Source organism: Methyloparacoccus murrellii, from assembly GCF_054657115.1.
In genome coordinates this window covers 1-14,941 of record NZ_BAAHXD010000062.1, presented here as the reverse complement: position 1 = coordinate 14,941, position 14,941 = coordinate 1, and the positions used below count along the sequence as shown (strand labels likewise).

Sequence of the window (14,941 nt, the reverse complement as noted above, 5' to 3'; positions counted from 1 at the left end):
CTAAAGAAGGGCTGCCGTTCGCATTTCTGGATTCGAGAAGGTCGTGTTCATTGGTGCTGAAAACCACGGGAGATGACGCCCCTTCGGCGAATTGTCGTATCGCGTCACGACAATTCGATAAGGCTCGCTGTTCTACGCCCCAGCAAGTTGTCCCGATAGGTGCCGAGCTTCATCATGTCTCCATGCAATTTGCTCATGGAGCCCGAGGTGGAACACCTATCGCAAACATCCAACGCGGCCGGCATCGACGCCGCACAGCCCCTTCCCGTACCGGGCACGGAAGCCTATGAGGCGCTGCCACAGTTCCCGAAGCGAAGCCCACTTCCTTTCCGGCGTACGATCCGCCGCCACGAACTGCGGCAGATTGTCCCCCTGGCTGAAACGACGATCTACGAAATGGAGCGTCGGGGCGAATTCCCCCGGCGCTTCAATCTGACGCCGCGCTGCGTGGTATGGGACCTGGCCGAGGTGGAAGCCTGGATCGAGGACCGCAAGCAAGCGCCTCGCATCAACGCCGCAAAACCCGATGTCCACCTACGAAAAACTCGCCCTGTTCGGGCGGGTTCGGGTCAGGATTGAGGCCAGCAACTGGCCTTATTCAACCAAGGCTTGCAGCTCTTTGGACGCCGAACGAGGCAGGCGCTGGCCTTCCTTGACCACGTTGACCTGCAGAGCCACCTGCGCCACATCCAGAACGTTCCTGGCCAGCGAATAGCTACCCTTGGCCTGTAGCCAAGTCAGCACATCCGCCAAGTGCCAGATCGACGCGCTCCCCTCATGCACTGGAGCAGGAAAGCTGCTCGGATGGGCCAGCATCAGCTTGCGCATGTTTTGCCGTGAAACGCCGACCATCTCCGCCACGTCGGTCAAGCCGACCAGATCCGGAGCTACCTCGATCAGTCTGGCCGACGGTACAGCGCTCCGCACGTCGGCCAGCGCACTGCGCACAGCCGCGTCAGCACTGTCCGCCTCGCGGGTGAACTCCAGCGCGAGCCGCCCCGGCTGCCCAATGCCGACCAAGGCATCGTCGCAACCAGCCGCGCCCAGGCGCTCGACGAGCCCATCCGGGTCGCGGTCATTGTCGTCAAGCTGGTATTTCAAGGTGAAGGTGTATTCCATCGTGTTACTCCTCGGCATCGTCGGTGGCTTCCGGCTGCTGACGATGCGTCGTGCAGTTGTCCACGACGCGTCGCAAAGCGCGCGCGTGGTTGCCAGGGTTCTTCGGCGTGCTCCACACGCTGGTGATGCAAAACTCGCCGCAGCGACATTCCGCGTCGTTGTACGGACAATAAATCCGGCCCCAGGCATGGCTGCCGCCGACTTCCACGCGCCAGCCCTGCCTCTCGGCGTGCCTGATTGCTTCCTCGACCTCTTTCTTTGGATGTGAGGGACGGGCCATTAATAGTCTCCAGTATGGTGATAACCGATCAGGTTGTCAAGTGACAACCTGATCGCAATTTCAAGCTACCGCGCTCAACACCGGCACGATCACATTCTCTGGCATCAACTTCGGCACATAGGTTTGCCCGTCGATCCAGCCATCAACCATATTGGCCCACTCCTGCAGCATGTGGCGCCGTTGCTCGGCGTACTCGGCCTTGTTGTAGATCGAACGCGAGGAACGACCGTCCTCGTGCGCCAGGCACTTCTCGATCCAGTCACGGTTGAACCCGATTTCGTTCAGCAGTGTCGAGCCGGTTCGGCGCAAGTCGTGGACGGTGAACGGCTCCAACGGCAGGCCGGCGGCCTTTGCCCGCTCCGCCACGATCTGCGTGACCCGGTTTAAGGTCGCGTTCGACATGCAGCGGTCAGCGTCGTAGCGTGACGGCAGCACGAACTTGGAACCGGCCGCGCAGGTGTGCAGCGCCACGAAGATGTCGAGCGCCTGGCGCGACAAATAGACCACGTGCGGGTTGCGCCCCTTCATCCGCCGCTTCGGAATCGTCCAGGTCGCGTTCTCAAAGTCGACCTCATCCCAGGTGGCCTGAATCAACTCGCTCTTGCGCACCAGCGTCAGTAGGATCATGCGCAGCGCCAGTCGGATGGTCGGATAGGTGGCCACCGATTCCATCTGCCGTACCATCAAGCGGATCTCCAGCGGCGACAAGGCGCGGTCCTTCGGCACGAAGGTCGCAATCGAGGCTGCACCCACGCTTTCGGCTGGGTTGTCCACATTCTCGCCGTGCAGGACGGCGAAGGCATAGACCTGTTTCACGATGTCGCGGATGTGCACGGCGGTGGCGGGCGCTCCACGCGCCTTCACCTTATTGCACAGGGCGCGCAGGTCATCGGCGGTGATTTCGTTGAGCTGCCGGTTCTGGAAGGCCGGAAGGATGTCCCGATCAACGATGCTCTTGCGCATCGCCTTGGTGCTGTCGGCCATCCTGGCATCTGCCAGCCACTTGTCGGCTACGTCGCCAAAGGTCTTGGCAGCGGTCAGGCGGCGCTTCTCGCGCTGCTTTTCGTGCGCAGGGGATTTGCCCTGGGCGACGGACTTCTTGGCGTCGATCAGCTTTTCGCGGGCCAGCGCCAGCGAAATACCGGACGGCCCATACCGTCCAATGGTCAGCGTCTCGCGCCGGCCATTGAGACGGTAATCGTAGCGGAAGGTGACGGTACCGGTGGTCGATACCGTGACGTACATGCCGTCGCGGTCGGAAGCCTTGTATGGCTTGGATTTCGGCTTGAGATTGCGTAGTGCGGTGTCGGTAAGCATCGAGGTTTTTCCTCCTGTTCGTGACGGCTTTTACCGTCAGGGGTCAGGAGACCTGTTGATGCCCGGAAAGCCGCATGAAACAAGCTTTCCATATGAGTGTTTTACCGTCAAAGACCGGTTTGGTCCGAATAGTAAACGGCAGGGTCTTAATCCGGCCCTTCGAATCTACCGTCACCTTTACCGCCAACTTGCTCCGCTTGCTGGCGATAGCTACCGAAAGATGTCGTGACGTATTTCCATATACATCAACACGTTACAACGGCTTTTCGATAGCTGGCGATAGCCCCCGAAGGACCCGATTTCACTCCCACTCAATTATAAATAGCAGGATAACATCCTTAATTTTCAATTACTTAAAAACATAAATATTAGAAATGCCATGAGAAATACCATATTCAGGTTAGCTGGCTGAAAATGTCTTGTTCTGCCGGTGTTTGCGCTCTTCGCCAGCGATCTCGCCCGGCTGCGATGCCAGCTCGGCATCGCTCATCCCCCCCAACACATCGCGCAGACGCAAGGTGCAGGAAATGGGCGGCGGCTCGAACACATACCCGGCAGCGAGCAGCCCTGCCTCAACCTCCTCTGTGATGAAAAACGGCTCGTCCTGATGCGGTTTCGCCATGCTTGCTCCTCCTTGTTCTTGCTTTCGGTCGCCAATATGAAAAGTTTGCACTATCCTGTCATCTTTTACCACTGGTTGGCTCACTTATGCCCAGCAACAGCGAAAGCGGAATTCTGACGATCAAGGACGTTGCCGAGTACCTGAAGGTAACGGAGCGGACGATATACCGGCTCGCGGCAGCCAAAAAAATTCCTGGTTTCAAGGTCGGCGGGATGTGGCGCTTCCGACAAGCTGACATCGACGGCTGGATCGCCGCTCAAGCAGACAAACCGGAGGCGAAATGAGTGGTAGACGTGAGAAGCATTCGAGGATGGGCACCTGATGGAGCTGATTGACAACATCAGTCGCTTGCTGGGCGACGATCTCAAGCAAACTATCCAGCCTGGGGCACGACTCAAGATCGCCGCCTCGTGCTTTTCGATGTACGCCTTCGAGGCACTGAAAGCCGAGCTGGAAAAGATCGACGAGCTGAACTTCATCTTCACTTCGCCCACCTTTGTGGCCAACGAGGTCACCGACAAAATTCGCAAGGAACGTAGGGAGTTCCACATCCCCAAGCTTGACCGTGAGCGCAGCCTTTACGGCAGCGAGTTTGAAATCCAGCTTCGCAACAAGCTCACCCAGCGGGCAGTGGCCAAGGAGTGTGCCGACTGGATACGGCGCAAGGCTACGTTCAAAAGCAATCGCACCAAAGCGCCCATGCAGCAGTTCGCCTGCGTGCAGGCTGGTGGCACCGACACTGCGTACATGCCCTTGCACGGCTTCACCGCCGTCGACCTCGGTTACCAGCAAGGTAATGCGGTGTCCAACCTCGTCAACAAGATGGACGAGGCCCCCTTTTCTGCTACCTACCTCAGTCTGTTTGACCAGATCTGGAACGACTCCGAAAAAATGGAAGACGTGACTGTGCAGATCTGCGAGCACATTGCCTCGGTCTACCAGGAAAACTCGCCCGAGAGCATCTACTTCCTGATGCTCTACAACATCTTCAACGAGTTCCTCGACGACATCGACGAAGACGTGTTGCCCAACGATCGCACGGGCTATCAGGACACGTTGATCTGGAACAAGCTCTTCAACTACCAGAAGGATGCGGCCACCGGCATCATCAACAAGCTGGAAACCTACAGCGGTTGCATCCTGGCCGACAGCGTTGGCCTCGGCAAGACCTTCACTGCGCTGGCCGTGGTCAAATATTACGAGTTGCGGAATAAATCCGTGTTGGTACTTTGCCCCAAGAAGCTGGCCGACAACTGGCTCAACTACAACCGCAACCTCAAGACCAACATCTTCGCCCGCGACCGGTTCAGCTACGACGTGCTGTGCCACACGGATCTTTCGCGCACCAGCGGCGAATCCTTCGGCACACCGCTCAACCGCATCAACTGGGGCAACTACGATCTGGTCGTCATTGACGAGTCCCACAACTTCCGCAACAACGACGCCTACAAAGACAAGGAAACTCGCTACCAAAAGCTGATGCGCAAGGTCATCCAGGAAGGGGTGAAGACCAAGGTGCTGATGCTGTCTGCTACACCAGTCAACAACCGCTTCAACGACCTGCGCAACCAGCTTGCGCTAGCCTACGAAGGCGACTCGGAGAGCCTCAGCAAGAAACTACGCACCAGCAAGTCGGTGGAAGAAGTTTTTCGCAATGCCCAAGCAGTCTTCAATACCTGGTCAAAGCTGCCGCCGGAAGAGCGTACCGCGCGAGCAATTCTTGATTCGCTGGACTTCGACTTCTTCGAGCTGCTCGACAGCGTCACCATTGCACGCTCGCGCAAGCACATCCAGACCTTCTACGACACCAAGGACATCGGCCAGTTTCCCGAGCGCCGCAAGCCGCTGTCGTTCCACTGCCGCCTGACCGATCGGTCAGACGTGCTAGGTTTCAACGAGATCTTCGAGCAACTTTCCCTGCTTAAGCTGGCCGTGTATGCGCCCATCAGCTACATCCTGCCCAGTCGTCTGAAGAAATACGAGGAAATCTACGACACCAAGGTCGGCGGCAAGGGCACGCTGCGTCAGGCCGACCGCGAAAAGAGCCTGCAGGCCCTGATGACAGTCAACCTGCTCAAGCGCCTTGAAAGCTCGGTGCAGTCGTTCCGCCTCACCCTGCAATCGCTGCGCGCCAACAACGAAGCGACGCTGGCCAAAATTGCCGCATTCAATCAATCCGGTGGCGCGGCGACAGTAGGCGACCTCACCGAAGTGCTGGAGGGGCTGGATGCCGAGGACGACGACCTGCCAATGCCTAGTGACGAGGGCGGCGAGATCGGCGGCAAGATCAAGATCAGCCTCGCCGACATGGACTTGCCATCCTGGGAGTACGAGCTCAAGACGGACTTACAAGTTATCGATGCTCTGCTGGCCTCGATGAACAAGATCACCCCGCAGGACGACGCCAAGTTGCAACACCTCAAGGCGCAACTGCTTGGTAAGCTCGAAAACCCGATCAACCCTGATAACAAGAAGGTGTTGATCTTTACTGCCTTTGCCGACACCGCTGATTACCTGTACGCCAATCTTGCGCCGGAGCTGCTGGCCACGCGCTCCATCCATACCGCCAAGGTCACCGGCAAGGGCGCACCGCAGTCCACCATAAAAAGCGGCACCCAGAAGCGCAGCTACGACTTCCAGGAGCTGCTGACCTTGTTCTCGCCGCGCTCGAAAGAGAAGGCCGTGGTGCTGCCAGATGAGCCGCACGAGGTTGATCTGCTGATCGGCACCGACTGCATTTCCGAAGGCCAGAACCTACAGGACTGCGATTACCTGATCAACTACGACATCCACTGGAACCCGGTGCGCATCATCCAGCGCTTTGGCCGCGTGGATCGCATCGGCTCGCCCAACAGCAGCATCCAGCTGGTTAACTACTGGCCCGACATTTCGCTCGACGAGTACATCAACCTCAAGGAGCGGGTCGAAAGCCGAATGATGATCGCCGACGTCACCGCCACCGGTGACGACAACGTGCTGTCCGCACAGGCCAACGACGTGTCGTACCGCAAGGAGCAGCTGCGTCGCCTGCAGGAAGAAGTCATCGAGCTGGAGGATTTGAAGACCGGCGTCTCCATCACCGATCTGGGTCTGAACGACTTCCGCATGGACTTGCTCAACTACGTCAAAGCCCACGGCGAACTAAGCAATGCGCCCAATGGCATGCACACCGTGGTTCCCGCCAGGCCCGAAATTGGGCTGCCGCCAGGGGCGATCTTCACCTTACGCAACCGCGCTCTCTCTTCCAAAACAGGTGACATCAATCTCAACCAGCACAACCGTCTGCACCCGTACTACCTCGTCTACATCAGCCGTGAGGGCAAGGTCATTCACGATCACACCGAGGTCAAACGCCTGCTCGACCTGGTGCGTAGCTCCTGCAAGGGCCAGGACAACCCCATTGTCGAAGCCTGTCAGCGCTTCAATCAGGAAACGCTCGATGGTCGCCAGATGCAGACCTATTCCGACCTTCTGGGCCAATCCATCCACTCAATGATTGAGGTGAAGGAAGAAAAAGATCTGGACAGCCTGTTCAGCGGTGGCAAAACCACGGCGCTGACCAACAGCATCTCCGGGCTGGACGACTTCGAACTCATCAGCTTTATCGTGATTCAGGAGGTTGAATGAGTCAGGGAGCGACTACACACCCGTCCGCGCTGATCGCCTATCCCAAGCAGGCAGCCTTCGGGCGCGTGCTGCCCAAGAACAAAATCTACGAGCACAGCGGGGCCAACACCCGGATGAAGGAACTGTTCGTCGAGCAGGTGGAGCAGATCGTCTGGCAGTACAAGCTCGCCCCAGAGACGATCAACCTGCCTGCGCGGCCCGGTGTGCCGGAGATCCAGATTTTCAGCATCCAGCTCAAAACGCCGGAACTGCATGCGGATATGCTGCGCTGCATCGACGGGGCTATCCCGTTCCCCATTGTGTTCGAACTGACGTTCGACGGCAGAACGCAGGTAGTCGCCGCCTACAAGCGCCTGAACGAGGCTGACTCCAGCCGCTGGGTACTCTCGGACTACTTTGCATCAGACTGGCTGCCAATGGATAGCGAACGCGTCGCAATGCCCGTAGCTCTGCACCTGGGTGGACTGTACGAACAATTGCTCCATCGGCTAATCCCTTTGCCAGCGCGGCCACAAGAAACGCTGTCCGAATTGGTCGCGCGTGTTGAACAAGCGCAGGCCAAACAACGTGAGGTGGACAAAACCTCTGCTCGGCTGGCCAAGGAAAAACAATTCAACCGCAAGGTGGAGATCAATGCTCAATTGCGGCAGTTGAAGAACGACTATGCAGCATTGATCCGATAAAAACAGGGAGCCTGAAATCATGCCGAACACTAGCGAACAAACAAGCCCAAAAAGGCTGTACCCCAACATCGTCAAGGTCAGAAATGACGATAAGCCGCTGTACTTTGCCGATTTGGAGAACAAGAAATTCAAACTCCAGGAAGGCAGTGAAGCATCTTGGGTTAGTTCGGAAGAATTCAGCCAGAGGGAGCTTCGGGAACACATCGAGCCGTGGCTGACATCACTCTTTCAGTCTGAGCATCTGTCTCTGTTGGCAGGGTCGGGCCTCACTCATGCAGTGCATTACTTGGCCGCCGGACAAGGTGCGGCCGGCATGGAAAGGCTCCCACTCACCACTTGCCAAGACAAAATCAATGCAGCCGCCGAAGCGTCAGCAAGCCAGGCTGGAAGAAAGGCAGGCAACGTTGAAGATCAACTGCGGGTAGCCAACGAGCTGTTGCGTGGTCTGGAGATTCTTCAAGATGAACAAGCCGACACATTGCGTGAAGAACTCGAAGCGGGAATGAAGACGTTCGCCGAGTCGATCCTTAAGAGCGAAACTGGAATTGCCGCAGCCCCGGACAGCCAACGTGAACAAGCATTTAATACTTTAGTCACGTTCCTGATGAGCTTCGCAAGCCGGATTGGAACACGCGACCGCCTGAGCATTTTCACGACCAACTATGACCGGCTGATCGAGGCTGGAGCAGAATTGGCTGGTGTGCATCTGCTGGATCGCTTTCTCGGCAACCTGATGCCGATTTTCCGCTCCTCCCGGCTTGACCTGGACATGCACTACAACCCGCCGGGTATCCGTGGCGAACCTCGGTATTTGGAAGGCGTGGCTCGCTTCACCAAGCTGCATGGTTCTGTGGACTGGATACAGACCGGCAAGGATATTCGCCGCATCGGCCTACCGTTTGGGGCCGACACAGTTGAGCCGTATTTACAGGCTCCAGGCTTGGGCGGGGCAACAGCCCACAAGCTGATGATTTACCCCAATGCTGCCAAGGACAGGGAAACTGCCGACTACCCCTATGTAGAGCTGTTCCGTGATTTGGCTTCGGCGGTATGTCGTCCGAACAGTACGCTCGTTACCTACGGCTATAGCTTTGGTGATGAGCATATCAACCGGGTGATCCGCGACATGCTCACCATTCCATCCACGCACTTGGTTGTGATTTCGTTCGATGATCGGCTTGGCCGCATCATGGAAACCTATGAACAGATCGGCCGGCCCTCACAAATTAGTTTGCTGATTGGCCCGGCTCTGGCCGATTTGACGAGGCTTACAGAGAACTACCTGCCCAAGGCCGCGATTGACAAGACGACGTTCCGCATGAGCGAGCTGCTCAAGCAGCGATTAGGTACTCAGCAAGGTGCTTCTAAACCTAAGCAGCAAGCCGCTGAAGATGGGAGCGACCCGATATGAGTCTGTCTCCACTGGCACATGCTGACGCTCTGCGCATAGGTACGATTGATTTCGTCTCGCCCGATGAGATCAAGGTTTTGCTGGACATAGAAGCGCCAGGCAGTGTTTCCCTCAATACCGGCACGCCGCGTCCGTTCCCCCGTATCAATGGTTATGTGCTCGCACCGGGAGAGCAAGGTTACTTGGTCGCACAAGTGGAATGGATCACGGTCGAGCGTTCGCAATACCCCAAGCGTAAGGGAATGCAGGACTTTGGCCTGGTGGATCTGCCGTATCCACTGCGCAAGATGAGCCTGAACCCGCTGGGCATTCTGTCTTACACAGGCGGCGACAGCGACAAGGATCACTACGAGTTTAAGCGCGGCGTACAGGCTTACCCCTCGGTGGGTGACCAGGTGCTACTGCCAACGCAAGATCAGCTTCGCGCGATCGTCGAGTCGGGAGAGAATCGCCGCGTCAAAATCGGCGTCAGTCCTTTGGCGGCCAATGCAGAGGTGAAGATCGACCCTGATCGTCTCTTCGGTCGTCATTTAGCTGTCCTGGGCAATACGGGCAGCGGCAAGTCGTGTTCAGTTGCTGGCTTGGTTCGCTGGTCGATGGATGCAGCCAGGAAAGCGCGCAATGGCGCTGACCCAAATGCCCGTTTCATTGTGCTTGACCCCAATGGAGAATACGCGAATACCTTCAAAGGCATGGGAAAGGTACGGGTGTTTGCGGTCGATCCACCTGAAAACTCTGAAGATATTGAGCAACTTCAGGTGCCTTTGTGGTTCTGGAATAGTGCTGAATGGAGTGCGTTTACCCAAGCCAGTGCAAAGATGCAACGCCCGCTGCTTCGGCGTGCGCTGCGAGATGTCAAAGCAGGAAGAGCCATTTCGACTACCTCGCCGGAAGAAGAGAAGCTCGCACTACGCCGTTATCTTTCATCTCGATTAATTTCAACACGCCGGGATCTGCGTTCAGGTGATATCCAGACCGATGAATCGAAGTTTGGCTTCCGCCTGAAGGCAATTGCCACAGATTTACAAGGGAAGATAGCCATACATGGAGATAACAAGCTAGATGAAGCCTTAGCGGCAATCAATACTGCTTTAGGAGCCGCACACCACAGCTTTGTTAAAAATGGCGAGACGATTGAATATTATCGTGCTTTTAATGAATCTCACGTTCAGGGAATCATTACAGCACTGGAATCCTCAGTTGAAACTGTCGGGGGCATTCTGCTTCACGATGGGCCAGATGAGGACGTGCCAATAACCTTTGATGGTTCTCAGCTCCCAGACCACCTAGAAATTTTGGCGGAACAGGAAAACGCCAGTCAGTTTGTTGATTTTTTGGTATCCCGCATTCGCACACTCTTGTCCGACACTCGGATGCGCTCAATCATCTCTAACACGGACGGCATAAATCTTGACAACTGGTTGAGTGACTATCTTGGTGACAATCAAGCATCAAACGGCTCCGTGACAGTGATTGACCTTTCTCTGGTCCCGGCGGAAGTGGTTCATATCATTACTGCTGTTATCGCCCGTATGACGCTGGAGTCGTTGCAACGCTACCGTAAGCTCAATGCGGGCAAGACGTTGCCTACCGTCTTGGTCATGGAAGAAGCGCACACCTTCATTAAGCGCTATCACGATGACGCGGAGAATCAGAACTCCGCAGCCATCTGCTGCCAGGTGTTCGAGAAAATCGCCAGAGAGGGCCGTAAGTTCGGCTTGGGTCTGGTGTTGTCTTCGCAACGCCCCAGCGAACTGTCGCCCACCGTCTTGTCCCAATGCAATAGCTACCTACTGCATCGCATTAGCAACGACCGTGATCAAGAACTGGTTCACAAACTGGTGCCGGACAACTTGCGTGGCCTGCTGCGCGACTTGCCGTCGTTACCCTCTCGCAACGCCATCCTTTTGGGATGGGCATCTGAACTCCCCGTCCTGGTACAGATGAATAGTTTGCCCAAGGATCAACGCCCCAAGTCGGATGATCCCGACTTTTGGGCAGTTTGGTCTGGAGAGGGGCTGGAAGAAGATGAGCACGGCCAAAAAATTGAACGCAGTGTGGACTGGCTGGGCATCGCGACTGACTGGCAACAAACCGGTGCAGGTGAAACCAATGAGACTCCGTTGGTTGAAGTGGAAGATGCTGATGTCGCCGCTGACGATGACGATATTCCGTTTTAGTAGGGCAGTTTTTTGATACTGCTGAATCTGCAAATATTTTAGGAAATTGCCCATGAATAAATTGAAAATGCACTCGCCCAACCTGACCGAAGACAACATCGCCCGTATTCGCGAGATGTTCCCCGGCTGCGTGACGGAAGCCAAGGGCGAAGACGGCAGTGTGAAACTGGCGGTGGATTTCGACCAGCTTCGGCAGGAGCTGTCGGACGTGATTGTGGAGGGGCCGCAGGAGCGCTATAACCTCAATTGGCCGGGCAAGCGCGAGGCGTTGTTGACGGCCAATGCGCCGATTGCCAAGACGTTGCGCCCAGTGCGCGAGGAAAGCGTGGACTTCGATACGACGAGGAACCTGTTTATCGAGGGCGATAACCTTGATGCGTTGAAGCTTCTGCAGGAAACGTATCTGGGCAAGGTGAAGATGATTTACATCGACCCGCCGTATAACACGGGTAATGATTTTATCTACGAAGATGACTTTGCCGAAGATGCAGGCGAATACTTGCGCCGTTCGAATCAAGTGGATGAGGAAGGCAATCGGCTGGCTGCTAATACCTCAGCAAATGGACGATTCCATTCTGATTGGCTGACCATGATGTATTCGCGACTTCGTCTTGCGTCTCGACTACTGACGGACGATGGCGTGTTGTTCATCAGCATCGACGACAACGAATCGAGCAATCTAATCAGCATTTGTTCGGAAGTTTTTGGCTCAGAGAACTTTGTCGCTCAACTGGCTGTTCAATTGAATCCTCGTGGTCGTCATCTGGATAGGTTTGTCGCCAAGACTCATGAAGCTGTCCTCGTATTCGTAAAAGACGGACTCAATTCATCATCAGTTCGTGGTCTTGAAAAAGAAGGTCGAATGGTCGATGAGTACGATAAGAAAGATGAAAAAGGCCAGTATCGTCTTCTTGGGCTGCGCAATCGAAACCAAGCATTCAATCCGACTACTCGTCCGAAGCTCTACTACCCACTCTATGTGGACAAGGCATCGGGCGCTGTTTCGCTCAAGAAGGAGGCGAGCTTTCAGATTGAAGTCTGGCCAGACGCTCCCAACGGAGTCAAGACGTGTTGGACATGGGGAAAAGACAAGGTGTTGAAGGAAGGAAAGCTGCTCTGCGCACAACCTACTGGTGATGAATGGCGCATCTACCGGAAGGACTATCTGCACGGGGAAAACGGCGAGGTTGCCAAGACACTTGTCAAATCCCTTTGGGTCGATAAGGAGATAACAAACGACTACGGTCGGAAAGCAATCAAAGACCTGTTTGGATCGGCGGTTATGGATTTCCCCAAGTCCACGGAACTGATGGCGAAGCTGGTGAAGATCGGCAGCCATCCAGACTCCATCGTGATGGACTTCTTTTCTGGCTCTTCGTCAACAGCCCACGCGGTCTTGACAGTAAATGCTGAGGATGGCGGGAATCGCCGGTTCGTCATGGTGCAGCTGGGCGAAGAGCTTGCAGCCGATTCCCCTGGGGCCAAAGCCGGATTCAAGAATATCCCTGATATTGGAAAAGAGCGTATTCGTCGGGCCGGGAAGCAGGTGCTTGAGGGAGATTGCGAAGAGGGTTGGCTGCAGGATGTGGGATTCCGCGTCCTCAAGATCGACACGTCCAACATGGCCGACGTCTATTACGCACCCGATGCGCTCGACAAGGCCAACCTCGACTTGTTCGTGGACAACATCAAACCCGACCGCACAGCGGAAGACTTGCTGTTCCAAGTGATGCTGGACTGGGGTGTTGATCTCGCCTTACCCATCGAGAAAAAGGCCATCCAGGGCAAAGACGTGTACTTCGTTGATAGCAATGTGCTGGCAGCCTGCTTCGATGCCCACAGTGGCATCGACGAAGCCTTCGTCAAAGAACTGGCCACGCACAAGCCGCTGCGCGTAGTGTTCCGCGATGCCGGGTTCAAGGACAGCGCCGTCAAGATCAACGTAGAGCAGATCTTCAAACTGCTCTCGCCGGGCACCGAAGTGAAAAGCATCTGAGGCCGCTTATGACAAAGCTCACTCACAATGCCTCCTACCGGCAGGTGCTGACAGACATCAAGCAGCGGATTTGCCATGCCCAGACGCGGGCGGTGATGGCCGTCAATGCCGAACTGATCCGTCTTTACTGGGAGATTGGCGCGCTGATCGACGCTCGGCAGCAACAGGAAGGCTGGGGCACGGGCGTGATCCCCACACTGGCCCGCGACCTACACAACGAGTTACCGGAGGAAAAGGGCTTTTCCGAGCGCAATATCAAGCGAATGCTGGCGTTTTACCGGGAGTATCCGCATCTGGAGTTTGTGCCACAGCCTGTGACACAAGCGGCAGAGGGTCTGAAAGTGCCACAGCCCGTGGCACTTTTCCCGGTTGAGCTGCTGTGCGCCTTGCCTTGGGGGCACCATGCCGAGCTGATGGCCAAGGTCAAGGACTTGCCAACGCGGCGCTGGTATATGCAGGCGGCCATCGAACATGGATGGAGCCGCAATATTCTGTTGCTGCAGATTGAGTCTATTGCCCATGAACGCTCTGGCAACGCGGTGACCAACTTCACCCAACTATTGCCATCGCCTGAATCGGATTTGGCTCAGCAAACGCTGAAAGACCCTTACTTGTTTGACTTTCTCACGCTGCAAGCCGGTTTCCATGAGCGGGAACTGGAAACCGGGTTGATCGCACATCTGGAAAAATTCCTGCTGGAGCTGGGTCAGGGCTTTGCCTTCGTGGGCCGCCAATACCATCTTGAAGTGGCCGGTAAGGATTTTTATATCGATTTGCTCTTCTATCACTTGAAACTGCGTCGCTATGTGGTGATTGAGCTCAAACGTGGCGACTTCAAACCGGAATATGCAGGGAAGGTGAATTTCTATTGCAGCGTGGTCGATGACCTGCTGCGCCATGAATCCGATGGTCAGACCATTGGCTTGATCCTGTGCCAGCAGCCAGACCGTGTGCTGGCTGAATATGCGTTGCGCGATATGACCAAGCCCATCGGGGTATCCGGTTTTGAGCTGACCCGTGCATTGCCGCAAACCCTGCAAAGCAGCTTGCCCAGCATTGAAGAAATTGAAGAAGAACTAAAAGGCGGTGAGGCATGAAACTCAAATTCAAGACCCAGGCATACCAGACTGCCGCCGTGCAGGCGGTGGTCGACTGCTTCAAGGGGCAGCCGCCCGCCTCCAGCGAAGCCATCAGTTACCGTATCGATCCCGGCAAGGCCAAGGCGAAGACAGACAGCCTGTTTTCCGACGCGGGCTTCAAAAATGCCGACCTAGTACTGCCGGATACTGCTCTGCTCGACAACATTCAGCAGGTACAGCGCCAACAGAATCTGCCCGTTTCCGACGCGTTGGCCAAAACCAAGATCGCCCGCGTGAATCTGGACGTGGAGATGGAAACCGGCACGGGTAAGACCTACTGCTACATCAAGACCATTTTCGAGCTGAACAAGCTGTATGGCTGGAGCAAGTTCATCATCGTGGTGCCCAGCATCGCCATCCGTGAGGGTGTGGCCAAGTCGCTGGAGATTACCGCTGAACATTTCCTGGAGAGTTATCAGAAGAAGGCTCGCTTCTTCATCTACAACTCCAAGCAGTTGCATCACCTGGAGAGCTTTTCGTCGGACGCGGGCATTAACGTGATGGTGATCAACGTGCAGGCGTTCAATGCTACCGGCAAGGACAACCGGCGCATTTATGAAGAGCTAG

At 55.9% G+C, this 14,941-nt stretch carries 14 protein-coding genes; 10 read left to right on the top strand and 4 right to left on the bottom strand.

Going from position 1 to position 14,941, the window contains the following annotated elements:
• Both ACYQ1H_RS14300 and ACYQ1H_RS14295 read left to right on the top strand, forming a co-directional pair.
• A partial coding sequence (locus tag ACYQ1H_RS14300; RefSeq protein ID WP_460028721.1) for a ubiquitination-like system serine protease family protein occupies nt 1-60 on the top strand: 60 nt, incomplete at its 5' end.
• A gap of 135 nt (nt 61-195) precedes the next feature.
• Nucleotides 196-579 carry a helix-turn-helix transcriptional regulator gene (locus tag ACYQ1H_RS14295; RefSeq protein ID WP_460028720.1) on the top strand — a complete coding sequence of 128 codons (384 nt, stop codon included), beginning with the start codon at nt 196-198 and terminating at the stop codon, nt 577-579.
• Nucleotides 580-594: 15 nt separating this feature from the next.
• Here the strand turns inward: ACYQ1H_RS14295 and ACYQ1H_RS14290 are convergent, their stop codons facing one another.
• The 4 genes from ACYQ1H_RS14290 to ACYQ1H_RS14275 form a co-directional block, all read right to left on the bottom strand.
• On the bottom strand, nt 595-1,119 hold the full coding sequence (locus ACYQ1H_RS14290) for a helix-turn-helix transcriptional regulator (protein ID WP_460028719.1): 525 nt from the start codon (nt 1,117-1,119) through the stop codon (nt 595-597).
• A 4-nt stretch (nt 1,120-1,123) separates the two neighbouring features.
• Nucleotides 1,124-1,399: a hypothetical protein gene (locus tag ACYQ1H_RS14285; RefSeq protein ID WP_460028718.1), complete on the bottom strand. Its 276-nt coding sequence runs from the start codon at nt 1,397-1,399 to the stop codon at nt 1,124-1,126.
• A gap of 60 nt (nt 1,400-1,459) precedes the next feature.
• The gene (locus ACYQ1H_RS14280) at nt 1,460-2,716 is read right to left on the bottom strand and encodes a tyrosine-type recombinase/integrase (RefSeq protein ID WP_460028717.1); all 1,257 of its coding nucleotides are present in this window, start codon (nt 2,714-2,716) and stop codon (nt 1,460-1,462) included.
• Nucleotides 2,717-3,116: 400 nt separating this feature from the next.
• Nucleotides 3,117-3,338 carry a hypothetical protein gene (locus ACYQ1H_RS14275; protein ID WP_460028716.1) on the bottom strand — a complete coding sequence of 74 codons (222 nt, stop codon included), beginning with the start codon at nt 3,336-3,338 and terminating at the stop codon, nt 3,117-3,119.
• Nucleotides 3,339-3,424: 86 nt separating this feature from the next.
• On the opposite strand from ACYQ1H_RS14275, the gene mads1 reads away from it, so the two are divergent.
• From mads1 to ACYQ1H_RS14235, 8 genes are all read left to right on the top strand, one after another.
• A complete protein-coding gene (gene mads1 / locus ACYQ1H_RS14270) occupies nt 3,425-3,622 on the top strand; it encodes a methylation-associated defense system helix-turn-helix domain-containing protein MAD1 (RefSeq protein ID WP_035268066.1) in 198 nt (65 codons plus the stop codon).
• 37 nt (nt 3,623-3,659) lie between these two features.
• A complete protein-coding gene (locus ACYQ1H_RS14265; protein ID WP_460028715.1) occupies nt 3,660-6,965 on the top strand; it encodes a helicase-related protein in 3,306 nt (1,101 codons plus the stop codon).
• Nucleotides 6,962-7,648 carry a DUF4391 domain-containing protein gene (locus ACYQ1H_RS14260; protein WP_460028714.1) on the top strand — a complete coding sequence of 229 codons (687 nt, stop codon included), beginning with the start codon at nt 6,962-6,964 and terminating at the stop codon, nt 7,646-7,648. The genes ACYQ1H_RS14265 and ACYQ1H_RS14260 overlap by 4 nt, the downstream gene beginning before the upstream one ends.
• Before the next feature lie 19 nt (nt 7,649-7,667).
• Nucleotides 7,668-9,059: an SIR2 family protein gene (locus ACYQ1H_RS14255; RefSeq protein ID WP_460028713.1), complete on the top strand. Its 1,392-nt coding sequence runs from the start codon at nt 7,668-7,670 to the stop codon at nt 9,057-9,059.
• Nucleotides 9,056-11,239: an ATP-binding protein gene (locus ACYQ1H_RS14250; RefSeq protein WP_460028712.1), complete on the top strand. Its 2,184-nt coding sequence runs from the start codon at nt 9,056-9,058 to the stop codon at nt 11,237-11,239. Before ACYQ1H_RS14255 ends, ACYQ1H_RS14250 begins: the two co-directional genes overlap by 4 nt.
• 52 nt (nt 11,240-11,291) lie before the next feature.
• Nucleotides 11,292-13,235, top strand: a complete 1,944-nt coding sequence (locus tag ACYQ1H_RS14245) for a site-specific DNA-methyltransferase (protein WP_460028711.1) — start codon at nt 11,292-11,294, stop codon at nt 13,233-13,235.
• Between the two features lie 8 nt (nt 13,236-13,243).
• Entirely contained in the window at nt 13,244-14,332 is a 1,089-nt protein-coding gene (locus ACYQ1H_RS14240; RefSeq protein ID WP_460028710.1) for a PDDEXK nuclease domain-containing protein, read from the top strand.
• Nucleotides 14,329-14,941: DEAD/DEAH box helicase family protein (locus ACYQ1H_RS14235; protein WP_460028709.1), on the top strand; the 613-nt coding region annotated here is incomplete at its 3' end. The genes ACYQ1H_RS14240 and ACYQ1H_RS14235, both read left to right, overlap by 4 nt.